The organism is Seleniivibrio woodruffii, assembly GCF_029267515.1.
GTDB lineage: Bacteria > Chrysiogenota > Deferribacteres > Deferribacterales > Geovibrionaceae > Seleniivibrio > Seleniivibrio woodruffii_A.
This window is the reverse complement of the sequence record NZ_JAJUIS010000004.1, coordinates 188969-210281: the sequence shown is the minus strand read 5'-3', so window position 1 is coordinate 210281 and position 21313 is coordinate 188969. Positions and strand designations below refer to the sequence as shown.

General features: G+C 47.2%; 23 protein-coding genes. 12 read left to right on the top strand and 11 right to left on the bottom strand.

The annotated features are described in order from the left end of the window. Positions 1-102: 102 nt before the first annotated feature. Together Q7P67_RS06255 and Q7P67_RS06250 are read left to right on the top strand one after the other, a co-directional pair. Positions 103-702, top strand: a complete 600-nt coding sequence (locus Q7P67_RS06255) for an HAD family phosphatase (protein ID WP_303851082.1) — start codon at positions 103-105, stop codon at positions 700-702. Between the two features lie 11 nt (positions 703-713). Further along, positions 714-1262, top strand: coding sequence for a hydrolase (locus Q7P67_RS06250; RefSeq protein ID WP_303851080.1), 549 nt, complete (start codon positions 714-716; stop codon positions 1260-1262). A gap of 43 nt (positions 1263-1305) precedes the next feature. On the opposite strand, the gene Q7P67_RS06245 is transcribed toward Q7P67_RS06250, so the two are convergent. Next, a complete protein-coding gene (locus tag Q7P67_RS06245) occupies positions 1306-1515 on the bottom strand; it encodes a hypothetical protein (protein ID WP_303851079.1) in 210 nt (69 codons plus the stop codon). 303 nt (positions 1516-1818) lie between these two features. On the opposite strand from Q7P67_RS06245, the gene Q7P67_RS06240 reads away from it, so the two are divergent. The 3 genes from Q7P67_RS06240 to Q7P67_RS06230 are packed head-to-tail and all read left to right on the top strand — an operon-like array spanning position 1819 to position 5127. After that, positions 1819-3231 carry a HAMP domain-containing sensor histidine kinase gene (locus tag Q7P67_RS06240; protein WP_303851078.1) on the top strand — a complete coding sequence of 471 codons (1413 nt, stop codon included), beginning with the start codon at positions 1819-1821 and terminating at the stop codon, positions 3229-3231. Then, positions 3174-3779 (top strand): hypothetical protein, encoded by a 606-nt coding sequence (locus Q7P67_RS06235; RefSeq protein ID WP_303851077.1) that lies wholly within the window; start codon positions 3174-3176, stop codon positions 3777-3779. The genes Q7P67_RS06240 and Q7P67_RS06235 overlap by 58 nt, the downstream gene beginning before the upstream one ends. Continuing rightward, complete coding sequence (locus Q7P67_RS06230) at positions 3769-5127, top strand: sigma-54 dependent transcriptional regulator (protein WP_303851076.1); 1359 nt, start codon at positions 3769-3771, stop codon at positions 5125-5127. The genes Q7P67_RS06235 and Q7P67_RS06230 overlap by 11 nt, the downstream gene beginning before the upstream one ends. A 30-nt stretch (positions 5128-5157) precedes the next feature. Here Q7P67_RS06230 and Q7P67_RS06225 read toward each other — a convergent pair whose 3' ends face one another. The 5 genes from Q7P67_RS06225 to Q7P67_RS06205 form a co-directional block, all read right to left on the bottom strand. Next, positions 5158-5754 (bottom strand): peroxiredoxin, encoded by a 597-nt coding sequence (locus Q7P67_RS06225; RefSeq protein ID WP_303851075.1) that lies wholly within the window; start codon positions 5752-5754, stop codon positions 5158-5160. A gap of 115 nt (positions 5755-5869) precedes the next feature. Next, the gene (locus tag Q7P67_RS06220; RefSeq protein ID WP_303851074.1) at positions 5870-6403 is read right to left on the bottom strand and encodes a DUF3833 family protein; all 534 of its coding nucleotides are present in this window, start codon (positions 6401-6403) and stop codon (positions 5870-5872) included. A gap of 41 nt (positions 6404-6444) precedes the next feature. Beyond that, positions 6445-6894: a PilZ domain-containing protein gene (locus Q7P67_RS06215; RefSeq protein WP_303851073.1), complete on the bottom strand. Its 450-nt coding sequence runs from the start codon at positions 6892-6894 to the stop codon at positions 6445-6447. Positions 6895-6965: 71 nt separating this feature from the next. Beyond that, entirely contained in the window at positions 6966-8279 is a 1314-nt protein-coding gene (locus Q7P67_RS06210; RefSeq protein WP_303851072.1) for a 2-dehydropantoate 2-reductase, read from the bottom strand. Between the two features lie 12 nt (positions 8280-8291). Beyond that, positions 8292-10697 carry an ATP-dependent Clp protease ATP-binding subunit gene (locus Q7P67_RS06205; RefSeq protein ID WP_303851071.1) on the bottom strand — a complete coding sequence of 802 codons (2406 nt, stop codon included), beginning with the start codon at positions 10695-10697 and terminating at the stop codon, positions 8292-8294. 177 nt (positions 10698-10874) lie between these two features. On the opposite strand from Q7P67_RS06205, the gene Q7P67_RS06200 reads away from it, so the two are divergent. Further along, positions 10875-11414 (top strand): glycine cleavage system protein R, encoded by a 540-nt coding sequence (locus Q7P67_RS06200; protein WP_303851070.1) that lies wholly within the window; start codon positions 10875-10877, stop codon positions 11412-11414. A 3-nt stretch (positions 11415-11417) separates the two neighbouring features. Next, complete coding sequence (gene def / locus Q7P67_RS06195) at positions 11418-11921, top strand: peptide deformylase (RefSeq protein WP_303851069.1); 504 nt, start codon at positions 11418-11420, stop codon at positions 11919-11921. Here def and Q7P67_RS06190 read toward each other — a convergent pair whose 3' ends face one another. Next, entirely contained in the window at positions 11922-12056 is a 135-nt protein-coding gene (locus Q7P67_RS06190; protein WP_303851068.1) for a hypothetical protein, read from the bottom strand. It lies immediately after the preceding gene. A gap of 120 nt (positions 12057-12176) precedes the next feature. Here Q7P67_RS06190 and Q7P67_RS06185 point away from each other — a divergent pair, with 120 nt between their 5' ends. From Q7P67_RS06185 to Q7P67_RS06165, 5 genes are all read left to right on the top strand, one after another. Further along, positions 12177-13106: a YafY family protein gene (locus Q7P67_RS06185; RefSeq protein ID WP_303851067.1), complete on the top strand. Its 930-nt coding sequence runs from the start codon at positions 12177-12179 to the stop codon at positions 13104-13106. A 40-nt stretch (positions 13107-13146) separates the two neighbouring features. After that, the gene (locus Q7P67_RS06180; RefSeq protein WP_303851066.1) at positions 13147-13965 is read left to right on the top strand and encodes a sulfite exporter TauE/SafE family protein; all 819 of its coding nucleotides are present in this window, start codon (positions 13147-13149) and stop codon (positions 13963-13965) included. Then, the gene (locus Q7P67_RS06175) at positions 13962-14264 is read left to right on the top strand and encodes a hypothetical protein (protein ID WP_303851065.1); all 303 of its coding nucleotides are present in this window, start codon (positions 13962-13964) and stop codon (positions 14262-14264) included. Before Q7P67_RS06180 ends, Q7P67_RS06175 begins: the two co-directional genes overlap by 4 nt. An 81-nt stretch (positions 14265-14345) precedes the next feature. Continuing rightward, positions 14346-14804: a MarR family winged helix-turn-helix transcriptional regulator gene (locus tag Q7P67_RS06170; RefSeq protein WP_303851064.1), complete on the top strand. Its 459-nt coding sequence runs from the start codon at positions 14346-14348 to the stop codon at positions 14802-14804. 1 nt (position 14805) lies between these two features. After that, the gene (locus tag Q7P67_RS06165) at positions 14806-15516 is read left to right on the top strand and encodes a pirin family protein (RefSeq protein ID WP_303851063.1); all 711 of its coding nucleotides are present in this window, start codon (positions 14806-14808) and stop codon (positions 15514-15516) included. A 30-nt stretch (positions 15517-15546) separates the two neighbouring features. On the opposite strand, the gene Q7P67_RS06160 is transcribed toward Q7P67_RS06165, so the two are convergent. From Q7P67_RS06160 to Q7P67_RS06145, 4 genes are read right to left on the bottom strand one after another with little or no spacing between them, the layout of a single operon-like run. Further along, on the bottom strand, positions 15547-17337 hold the full coding sequence (locus Q7P67_RS06160) for an HD domain-containing phosphohydrolase (protein ID WP_303851061.1): 1791 nt from the start codon (positions 17335-17337) through the stop codon (positions 15547-15549). After that, complete coding sequence (locus Q7P67_RS06155; protein WP_303851060.1) at positions 17324-17710, bottom strand: response regulator transcription factor; 387 nt, start codon at positions 17708-17710, stop codon at positions 17324-17326. Before Q7P67_RS06155 ends, Q7P67_RS06160 begins: the two co-directional genes overlap by 14 nt. A gap of 10 nt (positions 17711-17720) precedes the next feature. Further along, positions 17721-19736 carry an ATP-binding protein gene (locus Q7P67_RS06150; protein WP_303851059.1) on the bottom strand — a complete coding sequence of 672 codons (2016 nt, stop codon included), beginning with the start codon at positions 19734-19736 and terminating at the stop codon, positions 17721-17723. Positions 19737-19773: 37 nt separating this feature from the next. Next, complete coding sequence (locus tag Q7P67_RS06145; RefSeq protein WP_303851058.1) at positions 19774-21306, bottom strand: nickel-dependent hydrogenase large subunit; 1533 nt, start codon at positions 21304-21306, stop codon at positions 19774-19776. Positions 21307-21313: the final 7 nt, after the last annotated feature.

The following is a 21313-nucleotide window of genomic DNA, read 5'->3' as shown; positions in this document are numbered from 1 at the left end:
TGATGTATGGTCTAACATAGTTCAGTACAGGGCTTTTTTCAACAGAGGATATTTGACTTATTTCTGTTTTATAGTATGTTAATATAATCAGGAGAGAAACTTATGATTAAAGCGGTATTCTTCGATTTCGGCGGAGTTATGGCTGACGAGGGCTGGGTAAACGGTTTAACAGACATTGCCCATCACCATGGCTTCTTACCTCATAAATTTTTTGACGATGCGTGCGATGTGCTCTGGAGCACCGGATACATGTACGGGCGTGCGGATGAGGAGACGTTCTGGGAAAAACTTGGCGAGCGTTACGATTTTAAGATGTCTGTGGACGAGATGCGTAACGTTATATTCGGCAGGTTCACCATGCGCCCCAGGGTTATCGGACTGATAGAGCGCGTCAATGCGGCAGGGTACCGCACGGCGATACTGAGCGATCAGACGAACTGGCTTGATGAGTTCGACGACAGATACGACTTTTTTAAGCTGTTCGACCGTGTGTTCAATTCCTATGAACTGGGCATCGGCAAAAAGATGCCGGAGGTTTTTCCGCTTGTCTGTCGCGAGATGGGCATCGAACCGCAGGAGGCTCTTTTTGTTGACGACAACGAGGGACATATAGCACGGGCGAAGGAGTGCGGGCTAAACACTGTTCATTTTATTGATGTCGATGAAGGCATTAAAGAGATAGAAAAAATGATTAATCTTTAGGAGGATCATTCATGTTCAGACTGGATAAGGAGACCACCGCTTTTGTTGTTATCGATATTCAGGAGAGGCTTGTCAAAGCCATGGATCCAGAAGTCCTGAAAAAGATAACCGATAATTCCGCGAGACTTATTAAAGGCGCAAACGTACTTGGCATAAAGACACTTGTCACTCAACAGTATACCAAGGGACTGGGGGCGACCGTGCCCGAACTTGCAGAACATCTGAACTGTGAAGCCATAGAAAAAACCTCCTTTTCCTGCTGCGGGGAACTGAGTTTCATAAATCAGCTTAAAACTGCCGGAATCGATACAGTTGTGCTGTGCGGCATGGAAACCCACGTCTGCGTGCTCCAGACCGCTCTGGATCTGCTTCAGGCAGGATATAAAGTACACGTCGCCGCGGATGCCGTCTGTTCAAGGTCAAAATTCAACTGGCAAATTGCTCTCGGATATATGGAAAAGGCCGGTGCTGTTATCACAGTAACTGAAACGGTTCTCTTCCAGCTTGTGGGCGGCGCAGGGCGCGACGGATTCAAAGAGATATCGGGACTTGTGAAATAGATTGTGGGAAAGGCAGAGGTTTTTGCCTCTGCCTTTAACGATGTTAGTTGGGTTTAACTTCCTGTTGGGCGGGTTGTTCTGCTGTCTTTTCTGTCTGAGCCGTGTCGGCTTTTACCTCTGTTTTAACTTCTGACGCGGTTTCTTTTTTAACCGCTGAATCGGCTGCTGCAGCTTTGTCTGTTTCGGAAGCGAATGCGGATACTGAAGCGAGCATGAGCGCTCCTGCGAATACTAAGGTGATAAGTTTTTTCATGATCATTCTCCTTGTTATTAATTGCCGATATTTATAAAGCAGATTGCGTGCCATGTGGTTATTTGTCGGTAAGATGCTCATAACAAACATAAAATCATATTTTTTTTATCAGTTTTTAAAGCACTTTTTGTATGGATTATCAGTCATGTTTTTTCTGTCCGGTTAGTTATCAGTAAGTTAAAATGTATGAATTTTCCTTCATCTCAAATGGTGGTGAAATTATGAAATAATGTTATTTACGTTATACTTATTTTTTGCATGTTGTTTATTGAATGTGGTTAATGCAGGTGCTAAACTGCATCTATGAAACTTAACGGAATATTCGCACGGCTGATAGCTATGAATTTCATTCTGCTGGCTTTCCTTTCGATATTCATGTCGGTTATATTCATGAAGATCCAGAAGCTGAACGGACTCATGGAGCGCGTCACACTTGTTGAGATACCTGTTATAGAAAGGGCGGACAGGCTTAGCGGGATAATTCTGCGGCAGATAGAGTTCAGGGAGAAGTATCTGATATCCATGGATACGGATTTTCTGCGGCAGTATGAGCAGTACGGAGGTTCATTCCGCTCTGTGCTGAAGGAGTTGGATGCGATAATCAGCGGGGGGAGCAAAAAAGAGGCTCTGGAGCGGCTGAAAACGGCGTATGCTTCATTTTCTGCAGAAGAGAGTACATATATGCTCGGCGGGGGACAGGAGGAGCATATGCCCTCTGTGAACGGCGTGTCGTCGGCACTGGAACATCTGCGGGGCATAGCTGCACAGAAAAGGGAAAAGGGGCTGCGCACTTCCGGAAAACTTGTTGAACAGGTGAGAACCGAGGCATTCGCTTTCATCGTCACAGGCGGTGTTCTGATTGTTCTTCTTGCTCTGACGAACACAAAGAGCATAGCCGTACCTATCAGGAAGCTGAGTGAAAGCACCCGAAAGGTTACTGACGGGAGTTATCCAGAAATGGTCTGCCACGGAGGACCCTCCGAGGTCAGACGGTTGTCTGAGGATTTCGGTGTTATGGTGCGCAGGCTGAAAGAGAGCGACGAACTGCGCACAGAGTTCATCGGAAACGTGTCCCACGAACTGCGCACACCGCTGACCTCAATACGCGAAGCCTCTGCAATGCTGAAAGAGGGATATTTTCATGACGACAGGGAAAGCTCTCTGCGTCTTTTGAATATCATAGAGACGGAAAGTAATAGAATGATTAACTCTGTCAATAATATACTTGAAATCACCCGCCTTGACCTGGCACAGGATACATATGAAATAATTAAAACGGATATAAACCGCATTGTCGTTTCGTCCATCGAAAAAACAGCTCCCATAGCCGCCCGCAGGGGAATTACGGTTGTGAACACCATAGAACCTGATCTGACCGCTTTTGCTGATGCAGAGAAGCTGTCTCTGGTGTTTGACAATCTCATCGGAAATGCGCTGAAATATTCAGGTGCTGGTACACAGGTTAAAATTTCGGCAACTTGTTCCGGCGGAGTTGTGACCGTTTGCGTTGCAGACAGCGGCGCTGGTGTGGATGAGGCTGAGCTTTCGCTTATCTTCGAGCGCTACAGGCTGGGAAGCAACCGTTCGTCTGAGTATAAAGGTTCCGGTCTGGGACTTGCCATTTGCAGAAAAATAATCGAAAAACACGGAGGCAGTATATGGGTGAAGAGCGAAAAGGGCTGCGGAAGCAGGTTCTGCTTTACACTGCGTGCCTGATGTTTTTTTGCGGCGGCTGCGCGTTTACAGGGGCTTCCGATGGGGGCTTCGCAGTGAATCTTGGCAGAGGCGACTGTGAACAGGCGTATGCCGGTCTGGAAAACCTGAAAAGAGCGCTGGACGACAGGGATTTGTTCGGTTATGTGATACTTTTTACAGACAGTAACTGCCGCTTTTATGATGAATCGCTTGCACAGGCTTATTACAGCAGGATGAAAAGCATCTACCCTGAAAGCCGGTACACTGCATATGCCGGATACGTCATGGAACAGTTTGCAAGGGAGCGGACGGCAGGTGCCTTAAACTCGGAAACAACAGGAAAACTCAGGCTGGCTCAGAAGAAAATTCAGGAGAAGGAAGCCGAAAACTCAGCTCTTTCCGAGGCTCTGAAAAAGTCTGAGGAATCGTATAATAAAATTTCCGATGAAAACAGAGAACTAAACGAGCGTATAAAAGCTCTAAGTAAAGAAAATGAGAACATCAGGCAGCAGCTTGAAAAAATGAAAGAAGTTGATATGAAGATAGGCAGGAAAGTAATTGGGAAATAAAACGGCAAAAGTGCTCATCGTTGACGACGACAGAAGTCTGCTTGAGATTCTGCGGCTGCGGCTTTGCAGCAGCGGATATACGCCCTATGCTGCTGAAAGCAGTTCAGAAGCGTTGCTTCTTGCAAAGACGGAGATATTCGACGCTGCTGTTTTTGATATGCGCATAGACGGCAGAACGGGACTTCAACTCATGCGGGAAATTAAAACCATAGACAGCGGACTGCCAGTCATCTTTCTCACAGCATACGGAACAATAGGAGACGCGGTTCAGGCTATGCAGGAGGGCGCCTTCAGCTACCTTACTAAACCGTTTGACCATAAAGACCTGCTTTTAAAGATTGAAAAAGCCGCAGCACAGAGCGCATCGTCCCGCCGTATTCTCAGAGCAGGAGCCGGAGAGGACGATTCCGCCATGGCGGGAACAATCATCGGGGTGTCGGAGAAGACCAAAATACTGCGGGAGCGGATTGCCATCGCAGCAGAGAGTGATGCGAGCGTTTTTATATATGGCGAAAGCGGCACAGGAAAAGAGCTTACAGCTCGTATGCTTCATGAATCCGGTTTAAGGAAGGATGCACCGTTTGTCGCGGTAAACTCCTCCGCAATACCTGAAACCCTCATTGAAAGCGAGTTGTTCGGTTATGAAAAGGGTGCTTTCACGGGGGCGGACAGAAAAAAGAAAGGCTATTTTGAGCAGGCACACCATGGCACGATATTCCTTGACGAAATATCCGAGATGCCGTTTGCTATGCAGACAAAACTGCTGAGGGTGCTTGAAAACCGCGAGATTTCACCGCTTGGCGGGGAAAAAGTTACAAAACTGGATTTCCGGCTAATCACCGCTTCAAACAAGAACCTTCTTGAAAAGATAGAAAAAAAAGAGTTTCGTGCAGATCTGTTTTACAGAATTCATGTTATTCAGATAGAGCTTCCGCCTCTGAGAGAACGGATGGAGGATATCCCGCTTCTCTGTGGTCATTTCATCCGTAAATATGCGCAGCGGTATGGAAAAAACATCACCTCCATCTCTGATGAAGCCATGGACAGACTTATGATACACGAATGGGCGGGAAATATCAGAGAGCTGGAAAATGTTGTCGAGTGCGCAGTTGTGCTTGCGCAGAAGGACTTTATCAGGGCTGACAGCATCCGTTTTGCCGGTGATACGGATAGGCAGGTACAGATATACAGAGAAGCTAAGAGGCGTTTTGAGGAAATATTTTTAAGGCAGCTTATGGGCAAAACCAAAGGGAACATAAGTAAGGCGTCAAAGCTGTCAGACATATACAGAGCCGATCTTTACGATCTTCTGAAAAAACATTCGATAAATCCAGCCGATTTCAGATAAAAAGGCGGTCTTTCGACCGCCCTTCTGTTGTTATTTCTGCCATCCTTCCGGATTCTTTTTGTAGTAGTTTTTCATCTTTTCGGGGTCGGGAGTCATGGTGTCTTTGCCGGGTGTCCAGCCTGCGGGGCAAACTTCGCCGTGTTTACGTACGAACTGAAGCGCGTCGAGGTTTCTGAGTATCTCTGTTACGTTTCTGCCGATGCCGAGGTCGTGGATCAGTTCGAACTGAACTTTGCCTTCGGGGTCGATGATGAAAGTTGCGCGAAGAGCCATTCCGCCGTCAAGCAGAACGCCGTAGTCTGTTGCGATTGTTTTTGTGAAGTCAGCGACAAGCGGATATGCGATATCGCCGAGACCGCCCTCTGTTCTGGGAGTGTTAACCCATGCAAGGTGGCTGAATTTGCTGTCTGTGGAAACGCCGATTATCTGTGCGTCTCTTTTTGCAAACTCTTCGTTTGCGTCAGAAAGCGCTGTGATTTCTGTGGGGCATACAAATGTGAAGTCCAGAGGATAGAAGAAAAGAACTACCCATTTGCCTTTATAGTCTTCAAGGCTGACGTTTTGAAATTGTTTGTTGAGGACTGCCGCCTCTGAGAAAGCAGGTGCTTGTTTTGTTACAAGGCTCATTGTTGTTACCTCCGTTGTAGTATGAGTTACTAATAATTTTTATTAATAGTATCCCTCTTTTTAGAAGTTGTCAATATAAAAATGAGATTAAAATTGTCTCTTTAATGTCAGATAATTATAGTTCTTTCTGATATGCGGTGATTTCCTCTTCATCGAAGAAGAACATAAATCTGTTTAGAGATGAACGTTTTATGATTTTGCCGTCCGGCAGAAGCTGATAGACCGACTGAATATTGTAATTGTATGCGTCGCTGCGCCCTTTTTCCCAAATCCAGTTTTTCAGGACTATGGAATCGCCGGAACGGGTGAGAGAACAGCTTCCGAGGTCGCTGATATCAACGCATGAGTAGCTTTTGTTGTCGCGTTTTATGAATCTGTAAGTGTATTGTGTCTTTATTCCTGCGTTGTCCACAAGTGTTTCCTGCATATAGACAGCGCCGTTTTCGGAGTACGCCTTCATAGTGGATTCGAAAGTGTATTTTGCGTTGCCGAAGATATCCACGCGGACACCGCTGCCTTTGTATACGCCGTCAAACACTTTTTCGGGAATTGCGTATGCACCTGTCTGCATGGTGCTTTCCGCACCAAGGGTGGTTATGCAGCCTGTCAGCAGAGACATCATCGCCATCAGCATAATAATATGTTTCATGGGTTGATTATATCCTGAGTTATGCGGAAGTCAAAAGGAAATTAGAAGATGATAGGCTTCTGTCTTGAGTTCCTGACCTCTTCGAGGTGGCTGTCCCATACGATTTTGCTGATAACGTTTTCGTTGCGCAGAGACAGTTTATGGAATTTAACGCCTGCGATGCTGTCTGTTACCCACATTACAACGCCCTCAAGGGGTTGAAGTTCATATTTGCCGCTCATGAAATATACGTCTTCGCAGTTAAGGCACGCCTGTTTTGTCAGACAGCTTTTCGTGCGCAGTTCCACCATATCTCCTACCTGAAGAATGTTTTTCTGTCCGAAACAGATCCCTCCGGCACTGATATCAAGTGATTTCGTGCGGAAGCAGATGTTTCCCGTTTCCGTTTCGGGTACTCCGGGTCTTATGACACTGGTAATGCAGAGGTCAATATTGACCCTGACCCTCATGAATTCACGCCGGTTAACTACTTTTTCTGGTAGGAATGCCATGTTATCTCCTATGTCTATATCATCGTTATTTCTGATGATAAATCAAGGGAAAAATAACACGAAAAATGTTATTATATATGAAGTTTTTTCATATAATCCGAAATAATCATTCTGTGGTCGAAAGCTATTTCATCCGGCAGTTTGTCCAGAGGAAAGAACACTGCATTTTTCGCATCGTCTCCGGCTTTCGGCTGCTGCGCAGATTCGGTATAGTAAACTGCGGTTGCCGTGTGTCCGCGTTTGTCCCTTTTCGGGTCGGAATATATGCCGAGCAGATCTATAGTATCCGCTTTTATGCCTGTCTCCTCAAAAAGCTCACGCATAGCAGCGTCTTCAACTTTTTCGCCGTAGTCCACAAAACCGCCGGGTATCGCCCAGCCGAAGGGTTCGTTCATCCGTTCTATGAGAAGGATGCTGTCGCCGTTTCTGACTATCACGTCGGCTGTGAGTTTAGGAGTGTAAAGGTAGTGTCCTCCGTATTTGAACTGAACGCTTCTGAATACGGTCTCGCAGTATGGTGCGGACAGGCCGTGCTTTTCCAGCGTTCTGATGACGGGACCGAGTATTCCGTCTATCTCAGGATTTTTGAGTCTTTCTATGTCCTGAAGCATACTCGTTTTATAATTGTTGAGCTGGTCGCGGTATTGTATTTTTTCGCGCCACTCTTTTTCGGTGATTGTCACGCCCTCCAGCTTTGCGGCGGCGACAGTTTCTTTAACCATCTTCTCTATCAGTTCGAAGATGAGCGGGTTTTTCATCATTCGTCCGCAGGTGCTTTCAAGAAGCGCCGAAAGGGGATTGTATGCGACGTTCCAGACCAGTTTGCTCCACAGAGTGTGCTTTATGTCCGGTGAAATGGTTGATACTATTTCACTCTTGTCGAAAATTTCCTTGATGGGCTGTTCAAAACGTTTTGCACCTTCGCTCCACGCGCCGAAGATACATTCGCCTGTACTGGTGTGGTTTACGGTTCCCGCAGGCTCTATCCAGAGTCCCACGAAGAGGCTGGCACCTATTGTGCGGTCAGCGCCGAAATGCTTTGCAAGCACTTCCGGATTTTCCACTCCGTTCTGAAAGGAAATGATACAGCCGTCGTCCGCCAGATTATCTTTAAGCTGTTTACAAACATCATCGGTATCCTGTGATTTTACGCAGAGGATGATAAGCCCGTATTTACCTTCGGCTCCGGCAACAGCTCTCACCGGAATCACGGGCTCGCCGTATTTCCAGCTTTTTATTCTGAGTACGCCTGTTTCCTGCATGGCGGCAAGGTGTCTGCCGCGTGCCATAAGTTCAACGTCAAAACCGGCTTTTGACATCAGACCGCCGTAAAAGCTGCCGATGGCTCCGGCTCCGGCTATGAGAATTCTTCTATTCGAAAGCAATTTAATTCTCCGTCACTTAAATACTATTTCCGTCTCTGAAAGTTTCGCTTTCAGGTTTTTGCGTCTGCCGAGTTTACTGTTTAAGAGAAGTTCGCTCAAAGGATCTTCAATGAGAGATTGCAGCATACGCCTGATAGGTCTTGCTCCGTATGTGAAATCGTATTCGGAACTGAGTATGTGTTCCTTCACCTCTTCATCGATTTCGATTGATTTGCCGATGTCGGCAAGCCTTCTGTTCAGTTCGTTTACCTGCAGGTCGATTATTTTGAACAGTTCCTGTTTGCCAAGCGGTTTAAACACGATAACGTTGTCCACCCTGTTTATGAACTCCGGCGGAAAACGGTCTTTCAGTTCGCGGTTTGCGTTTGAGCTGAATGCGCCGTAGTCGATGGTATTAATCTTCTCCGCGGTTTCGAAGCCCAGAGACTTTTTGTTAAGGCTCAGTTTTGTGCCGAGGTTGGAAGTCATTATCACTATGGTATTTTTAAAGTTCACCTTGTGTCCTAAACTGTCGGAGATGTGTCCGTCGTCAAGGATTTGCAGGAGTACGTTGAGCACTTCAGGGTGCGCTTTTTCAATCTCGTCGAAAAGCACCACGCTGTAAGGTTTCCTGCGCACAAGCTCGGTGAGTTTTCCTCCCTCTTCGTATCCGACGTATCCGGGAGGAGCGCCTATAAGTTTGGAGGCGTTGAACCGCTCCATATATTCACTCATGTCTATGCGGACAAGAGCTGATTCAGAACCGAAAACCAGTTCCGCAAGTTTCTTCGCCACTTCTGTTTTTCCCACGCCTGTGGGACCCATAAAGATAAACGATCCCAGCGGTCTGTTGGGGTTGGAAAGCCCTGCAAAGCTGCGTTTAACGGCTTTTGCCAGTGCCTCCACCGCTTCGTCCTGTCCTATGACATGTTTTTTTATCTCTTTGTCGATTACGGATATCCGCGCAAGGTCGTCCTGCTGGAGCTTCTGCACCGGTATTCCAGTCATGTGGGCGACAACCTCGCTGATGTTGTCTATGTGCAGTGTGGGCCAGTTGTCCTCAAGCTGTTTTTCCCATTCCTTTTCAGTTTCAGCAACTTTTTTGGAAAGACGCTCAACATCCTTTGAAAACTTATGGATATCGTCGTAATCCGACGCTTTCAGCTTTGCGTCGCGGGTTGTTCTCGCCTCGTTCAGCTTCGCCTTGAGTTTAAGGAGTGCTTCCGGCACCTGACGTACTGCAAGTTTCAGTCTTGAGCAGGCTTCGTCCAGCACGTCGATGCTCTTGTCCGGCTGGAACTTGTCGGTTATATATCTGTCGGTGAGTCTGGCTATCTCCTCCAGAACCTCGTGACCTATCAAAACCTTGTGAAAATCTTCATAGTAACGTTTGATTCCTGAAAGTATCTCCACCGTTGCGGGCACAGAGGGCTGCTCAACGGGTATTGTCTGAAATCGTCTGTTCAATGCGCCGTCTTTTTCGAAATTTTTGCGGAATTCGTTAAGTGTTGTTGCTCCGATACACTGGAAAACACCCCTTGCAAGTGCGGGTTTAAGCATGTTCGAAGCGTCAATGGAACCTTCCGCAGCTCCGGCACCGACCATGGTATGTATCTCGTCTATAAAGATTATTATGTTTCCGTCAACCTCAATCTCTTTGATGAGGTTTTTCATCCTTTCCTCGAACTGACCGCGGTATTTTGTTCCGGCAACAACGTTGCCAAGCTCAAGCGAGATGAGTCTTTTGTTGCGCAGGAAATCCGGTATGTCGTCGGATACCATGCGAAGTGCGAGACCCTCCACTATTGCAGTTTTACCCACGCCCGGTTCGCCTATGATAACGGCGTTGTTTTTGATGCGCCTGCCCAGAATCTGGATAAGCCTTTCAATCTCCTTGCCTCGTCCTATGACCGGATCGAGCTTGCCCTCCCTCGCCTGCGCGGTCATATCTCTTCCGAATTCGTCTATGGTGGGCGTAGCTGCCTGTCCCTGTTTCTTGCTGTATGTGCGGATAAGTCCGGCTATCTCGTCGCGCAGGGGCAGAAGTTCAAAGCCCAGCTTTGAAAGCAGCATGGATGCTTTGCCTTTTTTCTCTTTAAGAAGTCCCAGAAGAATATGTTCTGTGTTGACATATTTTGTGTTGAGGATCTTCGCCTCATCCACAGCATAGTCAAGAACGTTTTTTCCTGCCGGGCTGAAAGGCAGACTGCCTTTTATCATGAGGTTATGCCCTTTCTCGCTTACGCTTTTCACATCGTTCATGAGCATTGTTACGTCTATGCCCCTTTTTGTGAAAATTTCGGCGGCGATTCCGGAACGTTCACGCAGAAGCCCCATAAGGATATGCTCTGTGTCGATAGACGACTGCATAAGCCTTTCGGATGCTTCTCTTGCGAACAGTATTACTCTTCTGGCTCTGTCGGTGAATAATTCAAACATGTTAATATCCCTAAATAAGTTAAATCTATTATATTGCGTGCGGGTATGGTTTATCAAGGACAATCTCAATTACCATGAATATATAACCCGACTGAAACGCTCGCAATAAAAATTGAGTTGACACATTGGTGAGTAATAACAATAATATTTTAAGTATTTAATGCAGCGGGGTGTTTTATGACTCAAAAAAATCTTTTCGCAGTAACGCTTATCGCGGCGGACAGACCCGGTATCGTCGCCGCAGTGTCTAAGATATTCTATGAAAACAGCTTTAACATAGAGGATTCAAGCTCAACCCTGCTACAGGGCTTCTTTTCCGCTATTTTCATCGTAAGCAAAGAGGGTGTGACAGCGGATGATGTTAAGAAAATATTCTCCGGTCTGGAAAAGACAATGAACATAGATTTCAACGTGCAGGCTATGAGCGAAGCTGGCGTTAAACCAATAGGCGAACACTTCATAATCTCTGTCTACGGTTCGGACAAGCCGGGCATTGTGAACAGGGTTGCCGAATATCTTGCCAACAGGGAGATAAACATAGTTGATCTGCAAACAAAAGTGGCAGGTTCGGAAAAAAGCCCCATCTATCTGATGGTGCTTGAGGTTATCATCGATCCCAAAATGATGGGAACAGGCTGGGAAGACGACCTGAAAAAAATATCCAGAGAAATGGGTACAGACGTAAATATCAGACAGATAGAAACATACGAGTTTTAATATATGGCAGTCAGAGAAGTATTGAAATATCCCGATCCCCGTTTGAAGGAGATTGCGGAAGATGTCGTTGAAATTAACGATTATATAAAACAGGTTATAACAGACCTGACAGACACAATGGAAGCCTCCGGACATTCCACAGGGATAGCCGCCACACAGATAGGCGAAAACGTGCGCATTGTGGTTGCGGATGCTTCAAAAAACGCGAAATGCGAGGTTAACCACGGCAGGCTGGTTCTTATCAACCCTGAGATAATCCAGTGGGAGGGCATGATTCAGTTCCGCGAGGGATGTATGAGCGTGCCTGACTATACAGGAAACGTTAACCGCGCAAAAAAGATACTTTTGCGCTATCAGGACGAGAACCTTGAGCAGAAAGTTATCGAGGCGGAGGATTTCGAAGCTGTTCTGCTCCAGCACGAAACCGATCACCTTGAGGGCACTCTGTTTCTGGACAGGGTCATTTCAAAGCGTACCGACCTTTTCCGCAGAAAGAAATTCAAGTAATTATCTTGTAAGTGTTTCGAGAGCAACCTGTTCGTTTTCCTGCGGATGAACGTTCTTCTGTCCGCCGTTTACGGCGAAAAGAACCATAAACCCTAAGAATATCACCATCGTTATGTGTATCGCATATCTGTCCATGTTTTCCTCCTTTTTAGTAATATAAAGCGGTCAGACGACAACTGCTGTCGTCTGTCTCCGGAAATTTTTGGCAGCGGGACATCTCTGACGACAACCGCTGTCGTTGTGGTATACTCCGTCATGAACAAACTTTACGTAGCCCTCAACCTGATAAGACTTCTGAACGAGAACAGAACCGTTACGTCGGCGATAGTCGCCGAGGATATGGGGATAAGCCTGCGCACTGCACAGCGCTATCTGATGGAGATGAGCCACCTGCCTGGCGTATGTTACGATGATGCCCGCCACTGCTGGTATATGACGGAAAAATACGGACTGTCGGAAAGTTATCTGAAACAGGACGAACTGGCTGTTCTGTCCGGTCTTTTCGATTACGCAGAAAACATTCTCAATAATGATTTTTCACCTGTCCTGCGCAAGATAAAGAAAAAGGTGATCTCCGCGTCGAAAAGGGAGCGTGTGGTACGGTTTTTAAAGCAGGATTCAATCGAGTTCGACAAGATTGCCGACGTCTTCACAGAAACAGAGAGCTATATAATGAACAGACAGGAGATTTCCTTCCTGTACAGCAAGAACGGCAGGATTTACACGATAAAGCCGTACAGAATAATTTACAGCGACGGGTTCTGGTATCTGGCGGGTGGAAAGGGTGCGGAACTGCGTAAATTCAGCCTCGACTTAATGACTGACATCAAGCCCACCGGAAGGCTTTACGATGAAGTGCCGGAAGGGCTTGACAGCGCCATCGACGATGCGAAAAGCATTTTTTTCGACGCATCCGGCAAGATTGTTGTCGAGTGCACCATGGCACACCCGATGGCTGAATACCTGCGGAGGAAACGTTTTTTTCCTAACCAGCAGATACTTGAGGAGTACGACGACCTGAGCGTGAGGTTTAGCTTTACGGCGGGTTCGGAGCTTGAATGTGTCAAACTCTGCCTTGAATGGCTGCCGCATATAAGGATAGTTTCACCTGCCGGATTCAGAGATTATCTGACTGATATTCTTAGACAATCCATAAAAATAAACGGGCTTTTGCCAAATAATTAGAGATTGACTTAGTAATGCCTCAGGGCTACTATATCCTATCATGACAGTTATTTTGCTTCTCATCGTCGGTTTTGTTACGGGTATAATAGGGGCGCTTCTGGGTATCGGCGGCGGTTCAATAATTGTGCCTATACTTGTGCTCTTTTTTGACGTACCCATGCACTATGCCGTTGCGGTGGGACTTATGACAATAGTTTCAACAAGCACTGCCGTTGTCCCTGTGAACATCATGAAGGGTTTTGTAAACCTGCGTTTCAGCATATTTCTTGAAACTCTTACGGTGCTTGCCGCCTTCATAGGCGGAATGGTGGGCAACCATACTCCGGAACATCTTCTTGAGATAAGTTTCGGGCTTATTCTGTTTCTGATAGCGCTGCTCTATGTGCGCGAAAGTTTCAAAAAATCCGATGCAAATACCTATGAAAATTCATATACCAACCGTTTTTCCGATGAATATTTTGATACTGAACGTGGCGAAAAGATAAAATATACCCCTGTCAAACTGCCTATGGTTGCGCTGGTATCATCGTTTGCCGGATTTGCATCCGGTTCACTGGGCATCGGCGGCGGGGTTATAAAAGTTCCTGTGATGAACCTTGTTTCCAGAATCCCCATAAAGGTTTCAATTGCCACCAGCAATTATATGATAGGGCTAACCGCCGCAGCCGGAAGTATTCCTTATCTCATTTACGGTAAATCCTCTCCCGTGACATCTATTACAATGGTTCTGGGGGTTATTTTCGGCTCAAGGCTTGGTGCTTCAAAATTTCAGAAGGTAACGGACAAAAGACTGCGGATTATGTTTGCTGTTGTTCTGGCTGTTATAGCGGTGCAGATGTTCTATAAGGGGATACAATGATAGACGAAGTGCTTAAAAGACGTATAGCAAAGATATATTCGTTTACTACAAGAGTCAGCATTGTCCTTGCGTCTGCCGTCATCATGCTGTCGCTGGTTGTCAAATATATCTTTAAGACCGATATCCCTTTAGACAGGTATACGGCGCTTTTCACCGTTTTTCTTCTCATTGCCACACCGTTCACTGGTGTTTTCATCGCTTTTCTGTTTTATCTAAGCGAAAAGAACAGAGCCATGACCTTCTATTCCATCGCCATCATACTCGTGCTCATAGTCAGCATCATCCTTAAAATTCATTAATATCAGCTGTTTCCATGTGCATATAAAAATCCGTTGCAAAATTACTAATTAGTAATATATTCATTGTCACAGGAGAAAAAAATGAAATCGAAATACTCATACGGACAGAAGGCTGACAGAGCGATGCGCACATGGATAGAGATTGCCAGAGCTTTTTCAACAATACGCGCAAAGGAGAACGAATTCATTGAGTCCAAAGGTCTGACCATACAGCAGTTCGGGGTTATGGAGGCGCTTTACCATATGGGCGGGCTTACAGTTGGCGAGCTGACAAAGCTGGTTCTAAGCACACCCGGAAACATGACTGTTGTTATTAAAAATCTTAAAGAGAAGGGACTTATAGAGACAAAACATCCGGAAACGGACAGGCGGGTAACAGTTGCATCAATAACTGAAGAGGGCGGCGGAATAATTTCAGAGATATTCCCTGATCATGCGAAGAACATGGAGGGGTATTTCGAATGTCTGTCGGACGAGGAGCAGGATACGCTTTCCGCTATCATAAGAAAACTGCGGAAGGCTAACAGGAAAGGAGGCTGATATGTCAATGAAGATACACAGAGCGAAAGACAGGGGGGGTGCAGACCACGGCTGGCTGAAATCTGCTTTCAGCTACAGTTTTGCTGAATATTTCGATTCGTCGAGAATGGGTTTCGGCGTACTGCGCGTGGTTAACGACGATATTATAGAGCCGTCCGCAGGTTTTCCGCTGCATCCGCACAATAACATGGAGATAATCACCATCGTGACGGAGGGTGCTGTTGCTCACGGGGATACCATGAACAACAAAACTGTTATAAAAGCGGGTGAAGTGCAGAAGATGAGCGCAGGAAAAGGACTTATGCACTCGGAATATAATCCGTCTGACAGTGAAACGCTGAAATTGTTCCAGATATGGATACGCACCCGCGACAAGGATATTAAGCCTGAGTATGATCAGCGCAGGTTTGATCTTGAGAGTGCCCGCGGCGGGCTTGTTACGCTGGTTTCAGGAGACGCTTCCGACGGCGGACTGGTAATACATCAGGACGCATGGGTGCACAGAGGGCTTTTCAGCGAGGGGCAGGAGTGCGAGTACAATCTGCGCAGAAATGGGAACGGAGTGTTCATTATGTCCGTTGACGGAAAAATATCCGTTAACGGTGAAACGCTTAACAGGCGCGATGAGGCTACGTTCACAGCACACTATACAATAAAATTCAGAGCTGAAACGGATGCCGACGTGCTTCTGATAGAGGTTCCTGATAAATAACCTGAGACGGCTCGTAAGAGCCGTCTGTTTCTATATATCCATAGCTGCCGGCGGCAGAAACTGTCTGGCGTATTTCACATGTATGCCCGATTCCAGCAGAAGATGATATAGGTTTTCGTCGATGTGTCCGTCGCGAACCATGTATCCCATTATCTCTATGGCACGGCTCAGGGTGCCTGGACCTTTATAGGGTCTGTCCTCGGCAGTGAGCGCCTCAAAGATATCTGCAATCGCTATTATCCTCGCCCTGATAGGTATATCTTCCCCCTTCATGCGATAGGGGTATCCGGTTCCGTTCAGCTTTTCGTGGTGCAGTCCGGCTATGTTTATTACGTTGCACATGTTTTCAGGAAATTTAATTTCACTCAGCATCATAACTGTTTTAACAACGTGGTCTTCAATTACCTGTCTTTCCGCCGCTGTGAGTGTTCCTCTTGCTATCGAAAGTTTTTCAACCTCGTCGTCATTGAGCAGAGGCAGAAATCTGCCGTCAGACATTTCTATCTGAATCTTTCCGAGGTCTTTCAGCCATTCAATTACGCTGGAATCAAGATTCTCTCCGCCTTTGTTAAGGCTTTCCAGGGTTTTCATATGCTGTCCGGCTTTTTCAATCTGAGCAGACAGCTTTCCGTCGTCATGAAGTTCACCATTCCGTTCTTTGTATGCTCCAAGAGTCAGATTCAGTTTATAAAGTTCCATTTTAAGCCGAATAAGCTCTATACCGTTTATAATTCCTTCCAGTTTCAGGGATTTATCCATTATCCATTCAGGTGTGCTTATCTTTCCGCAGTCGTGCAGAAGCGCCGCAACCTTCAGCTCGTTTATCTCGTCCTCGGTTACTGTGAAATCGGAGAAAACACCTTCCTGCATCTGATTGGCGGCGCTAAGAAGTTCGTGGGCAATCCATGGAACCCTTTTACAGTGTCCCGCTGTGTAAGGAGACTTTGCATCGATTGCAGTTGCAATGGCGTTAAGAAAAGAGTCGAAGAGTACCTTCTGCTCGTCGAACATAATAGCATTGTGCAGGGCGGTTGCCGCTGTGGAGCTGATTGTTTCCATTCTCTTCTTGTCGGATGACGAATAGAAATCGCCCTCCGGAGCCGCTGTGAGCATGTATCCCATATATGAGGTTCCGTCAGTGAGAGGCACTATCATAACAGATTTATAATAATAATTTTTTCCGCCTGAGGATATGAACAGACCGAAATCGTTGATTATCTGCACTCTGTCCATATTTGCGAATATCATACATGTACCTGAATCAACGAAAGAGCTGAAAATTCTGTCGGAATCTTCGCCCCTGTTCGCGAGCAGCCTGTATGTCTTTGTGTTTTTATCAAATTCAAGAACGACGCCGACCTTTCCCCCTTCGTAAGAAAGTCCAGTTTCGTCGAGCAGTATGGAACCTATACCGGAAGGTTTCAGTTCACGGTTAAGCCTGTCTGCGGTGCGCTGGAGAAGGGCAAGCTCTCTGTATGCGGAAAGAGTTTCCGCGGAGACTGCGCGGCGTGCGTGTTCGCACTCTATCATGGAGTTCAGGGAACATGCGAGAGCGTCCGCAATATTGCAGCAGAGTCCTTCATTGTCGCGACCGGAATAAACAAAGAGACCGCCCATGCGTTCTCCGCTGATGCCCAAAGGGCGTGCGGCAGAAAACTCATTTTCCGGGTTTTCAGGATACTGGCAGAATACGTTACCGCCGGAACCTATGCGGAACCCAAGAGCGTTTCCCGTTGCCTGAGCAAAGGAGCAGAGAATTGATTTTGCCTGCTGAGGGCGCAGATGTTTCTTCAGCAGGTTAAAATTATCATGCGAGTCCAAGGAGTTTCCCCGCAAGTTCAAGAACTTCGTCAGGGTCGAACGGTTTTGTCATAAAGAAGTCTGCGCCGTTGCAGACACCCTTTTCCCTGTCTGTTTCCTGTCCCTTGGCTGTGAGCATGATAATCAGCGTGCGCTGAAGCTCACCATCGGATTTAACAGCTTTACAGACCTCGTATCCGTTCATTTCCGGCATCATAACATCGAGAAAAACAAGATCCGGGCGTACAGAGGAGATCATGTCCAGTCCGCTTTTTCCGTCGGACGCCTGATGAATCTCCACTTCTGTACCGTGCAGAAATTCGATGTCTTCAAGCGTTTGTTCAAGGAGGGAGCGGATATGAACTTCATCGTCCACAATCAGAATGCGTTTCATTTTCTAAACCTCACTGTTTATGCGGCAGGATGAGCAGTTGAATGCTTTCGTATGAGCTTATCCTGTGCAGATCGACATATTCCATCATATCGGCGGGAATCACCACCAGACCCTTATAGCCGCTCTCCAGCTTCGTTTCGAGATCATGCGGCTGGCACATCTCGGCGTTTTTCGGAGAGATGGACGGAATTTCGACGCTACGTCCGCAGTCCTGTCTGCAAATTATCAGGCAGGCATGGCAATCTTTCAGTTTTTCTTTATTTATCAGCATAAAAACGCTGTCAATCAGTCGCTGTTCGTTTATGGGCTTGTCAAAGACAACATCTCCGTTGGCGGCGAAACTGTCGTTGAATGCGGAGAGCACTACAATAGGGATATCTTTCAGCTTTTCGTCCTGTTTCATGTTGTCGATGGCGGTCTTGCCGTCCATAACAGGCATTGCGATATCCATTGTGATAAGGTCAGGGCTGAACTTTTTCGCCATATCGATGGCAGTCCTGCCATTGTCGGCAGTTGCCACACGGAAGCCGTATGATGTGAAAAACTGAGTGAGCAGAGAGCGTATGGCCATTTCGTCGTCAACGACCAAGATCAGTTTTCCGTTCGCATCCTGCACTTCCGTAATACCTGTTTCCTGCACCATTGCGGGCAGGGTAAAGCTGAACGTGCTGCCCTGATTAAGTGCGGAGCGCGCCCATATCTTTCCGCCGAAACGGGTGATTATTTCGTGTGAAATGGAAAGTCCCAGTCCGGTTCCTTTCGGTTTCTCCTCAAGTGTATCGCCGTGGCAGACCTGACGGAATTTATCGAAGACAGCTTCCGCTTCTTCCGGCGGGAAACCGCAGCCCGTGTCCACTACGTCCACCTGAACGAATCCGCTGCCGGTTTCGTATGCTCGGACAGTGACTCTGCCCTCTTTTGTGAATTTTGACGCGTTGTTCAGAAGGTTGACCGTGACCTGAACGAAGCGGTCGTAGTCACCGAAGACATACGGCAGGGCTTCGGGGATATCTGTCGTAAGTTCGATTTCCGGTCTGTCGTCGAACTGCCCTTTTGCGGCGTTAACCGCGTGGCGGAGCATTTCGGACATGTTAACCGGTTCCTCGCGCCACTGTGCTTTCTGCGACTCTATTTTCGAAAGGTCGAGCACGTCGTTTATAAGTCTTGTAAGCCTTTCTGTTTCGCTGAGAATTATCGAAAGGTTCTCTTTTATCTTCTCCGATTTCGCTGCAAGAGCGGGGTTGTCTCCGGTTAGAGGCACAAAGAACCGTTCGAAATCCTTTCCTATGAGTTTAGAAAAACCCCTGATGGATGTCAGCGGTGTTCTTAGTTCGTGGGATACGGACGAGAGAAAATCAGATTTGAGTTTATCCAGTTTCTGAAGCCTTTCGTTGGCTTCGGAAATGTCTTTATAAGCCTGATGAAGCTCGCTTTCGGCTTGTTTCAGTGTTGAAATGTCCATGGCGACGGACAGACAGCCGACTATTTGTCCGTTCTCCTTTATGGGGGTTATGGCGAAGCTGACGGGGAAACGGCTTCCGTTTCTGCGGCAGAAAACCCCTTCGTTTATCTGTGATGATATCCGCGATATGACCTCTGCATGTTTGTCTCTGTCGGACATCAGTGTGTCGGTGTTCGCCATGAGGGTCACACAGTTGTTCAGAAGATCTTTGTTGTCGAAAATATCGAAAAAGCTCATTTGCCGGGCTTCTTTTTCTGTATAACCAAGCATGAACTCAGCCCCTCGGTTGAAAAGTATTATCTGACCGTCAAGGTCGGTGGCTATAATCGACATCTGCATGGCAGCATCCATTACAGCTTTCAGAAAACCGCTTGCAGACTCGAATTTCTGCATGAGAGATTCCGCTTTTTCAAACTGCTCTATTACAAGTTTGGTGGTAATCTCCGCCGCCTCGTGGGAAACGCGTATCTCCGAGCGCAGCAGGTTATTTTCAGACATAAGTTTTTCGACTATTCTGCCGTCAATCATACTGTTTCTGATACTCTCCATGTACTGATATTCCATAAGGAGCCGTCCCGGCTGACGATTTTGTCAGTCCTCTTTAGCATATGAATATCTTTTTTCCGCTGTCCAGCCTGTGAACAGCACAGACAAGGCAGGGGTCGAAAGACCTGATTATGTGCCCTATTTCGATAGGGTTATCGATATCCGCCACTTTCACGCCCTCAAGTGCCTTTTCCCATGCGCCGGGAAGTCCTGCGTCGTCCCGCGGCGAACCGTTCCATGCGGTGGGGGTTATTATCTGATATTTTTTTATTGCTTTGTCTTCAACGATTATCCAGTGTCCGAGAGCGCCCCTTGCGGCATCGGTCAGCCCTATTCCCCGTCCGTCTTTTATCTCTCCGTATGGAGTGTAAAACGGTGAATTGCCAAGCAGTTTTGCCATTTCGTCTATCCATGCAAGGGCTCTGGGGAAGAGTCTCGCCGGGCGCGCCAGCCTTGCCATCTGCCTTGTGAGAGACGATGTGCCTTCGGTTCTTACCAGCTCAGTAAAGAGCGGTATGCCGTTTATTATCATCTGAGCAAGAGGTCCGGTTTCCACAGGTTTTCCGTTGTAGCGCGGTGCTTTAACCCATGAGTATTTCCTGCCTTCCTCTCCGCTCGCCTCCGGTTCCGTCATGCCTTCAAACGGGTGCCGCGCTCCTTCATATCCGTTGAACCATGAGTGGGATATTGCTTCTGCAATACGGCTCTGGTCAAACTCAGTTACGTTTACCCCTTCCGCGTATCCGCAGCGTATCAGTTTTTCTCTTCCGTGGCTGGGGTTTACGTCCGAGTCTGTGGGTATGTCGAAAGCTCCGTATGAAAGGAAGTTGTCATAGCTTCCGCCGATGGCGTCAAGTCCTATGCTCCTGCCGAAACGGATGAGAAATCCCATGTCGCTTTCGCTGTGGTCCGCGGATGCGGCGAGCCATTCGTCAAGCTCCTGTTTCGTACTGATATCGTTAAATCTCTCAACGCTGCATCCGAGTATCTGTTTTTCGTATGCTTTCATACATTGAACGATGAGGTGTCTGCACTGTACAATGTCGTGGATTGTGGGAACGTTCGTAACGCCGCCGGGTACCATGAAAGAGGTGTGCGGCCACTGACCGCCGAGGATGGCTATTATTTCGACAATGGTTGCCGAGCTTTTGACGGCGGAAGCGCATCTAGTGCCCCTGAGTGGCGCGTATCTCATTGCCGCCTCAGTGTATAACTCATTTGATGCGTATGCGGGGTTAACGAAATCCGGCATGAACATGAGCACCGACTGACGGAGGTCGCTTTGTATCATTTCCATCATGCCCGTTATGTTCTTTATGCGCAGCGCGTTGTCCGGCGGAGTTGTCCCGCATAGACTGTCCAGCGCTGCTGATGCAGCCGTAAGGTGTGAAAGACTGCATATCCCGCATATTCTGGGGGTTATCACGAGTCCGTCCAGAGCACCGCGTCCGCACATTATTTTTTCGAAGCCCCTGTAAAGGGTGCCGACGCTGCGCGCCTCTGTTACTGTATTGTTTTCAAAATCTATTTGCAGCGTAAGGTCTCCCTCAACTCTGTTGACGGGGAAACTGCATGATATTTTTGCCATGGCAGAC

Excerpts from the sequence above, each read along its gene's own strand:
- Q7P67_RS06255 (WP_303851082.1), top strand. The coding sequence starts at position 103 with ATGATTAAAGCGGTATTCTTCGATTTCGGCGGAGTTATGGCTGACGAG.
- Q7P67_RS06250 (WP_303851080.1), top strand. The coding sequence starts at position 714 with ATGTTCAGACTGGATAAGGAGACCACCGCTTTTGTTGTTATCGATATT.
- Q7P67_RS06245 (WP_303851079.1), bottom strand. The coding sequence starts at position 1,515 with ATGAAAAAACTTATCACCTTAGTATTCGCAGGAGCGCTCATGCTCGCT.
- Q7P67_RS06240 (WP_303851078.1), top strand. The coding sequence starts at position 1,819 with ATGAAACTTAACGGAATATTCGCACGGCTGATAGCTATGAATTTCATT.
- Q7P67_RS06235 (WP_303851077.1), top strand. The coding sequence starts at position 3,174 with ATGGGTGAAGAGCGAAAAGGGCTGCGGAAGCAGGTTCTGCTTTACACT.
- Q7P67_RS06225 (WP_303851075.1), bottom strand. The coding sequence starts at position 5,754 with ATGAGCCTTGTAACAAAACAAGCACCTGCTTTCTCAGAGGCGGCAGTC.
- Q7P67_RS06220 (WP_303851074.1), bottom strand. The coding sequence starts at position 6,403 with ATGAAACATATTATTATGCTGATGGCGATGATGTCTCTGCTGACAGGC.
- Q7P67_RS06215 (WP_303851073.1), bottom strand. The coding sequence starts at position 6,894 with ATGGCATTCCTACCAGAAAAAGTAGTTAACCGGCGTGAATTCATGAGG.
- Q7P67_RS06205 (WP_303851071.1), bottom strand. The coding sequence starts at position 10,697 with ATGTTTGAATTATTCACCGACAGAGCCAGAAGAGTAATACTGTTCGCA.
- Q7P67_RS06200 (WP_303851070.1), top strand. The coding sequence starts at position 10,875 with ATGACTCAAAAAAATCTTTTCGCAGTAACGCTTATCGCGGCGGACAGA.
- def (WP_303851069.1), top strand. The coding sequence starts at position 11,418 with ATGGCAGTCAGAGAAGTATTGAAATATCCCGATCCCCGTTTGAAGGAG.
- Q7P67_RS06190 (WP_303851068.1), bottom strand. The coding sequence starts at position 12,056 with ATGGACAGATATGCGATACACATAACGATGGTGATATTCTTAGGGTTT.
- Q7P67_RS06185 (WP_303851067.1), top strand. The coding sequence starts at position 12,177 with ATGAACAAACTTTACGTAGCCCTCAACCTGATAAGACTTCTGAACGAG.
- Q7P67_RS06180 (WP_303851066.1), top strand. The coding sequence starts at position 13,147 with ATGACAGTTATTTTGCTTCTCATCGTCGGTTTTGTTACGGGTATAATA.
- Q7P67_RS06175 (WP_303851065.1), top strand. The coding sequence starts at position 13,962 with ATGATAGACGAAGTGCTTAAAAGACGTATAGCAAAGATATATTCGTTT.
- Q7P67_RS06170 (WP_303851064.1), top strand. The coding sequence starts at position 14,346 with ATGAAATCGAAATACTCATACGGACAGAAGGCTGACAGAGCGATGCGC.
- Q7P67_RS06165 (WP_303851063.1), top strand. The coding sequence starts at position 14,806 with ATGTCAATGAAGATACACAGAGCGAAAGACAGGGGGGGTGCAGACCAC.
- Q7P67_RS06155 (WP_303851060.1), bottom strand. The coding sequence starts at position 17,710 with ATGAAACGCATTCTGATTGTGGACGATGAAGTTCATATCCGCTCCCTC.
- Q7P67_RS06150 (WP_303851059.1), bottom strand. The coding sequence starts at position 19,736 with ATGGAATATCAGTACATGGAGAGTATCAGAAACAGTATGATTGACGGC.
- Q7P67_RS06145 (WP_303851058.1), bottom strand. The coding sequence starts at position 21,306 with ATGGCAAAAATATCATGCAGTTTCCCCGTCAACAGAGTTGAGGGAGAC.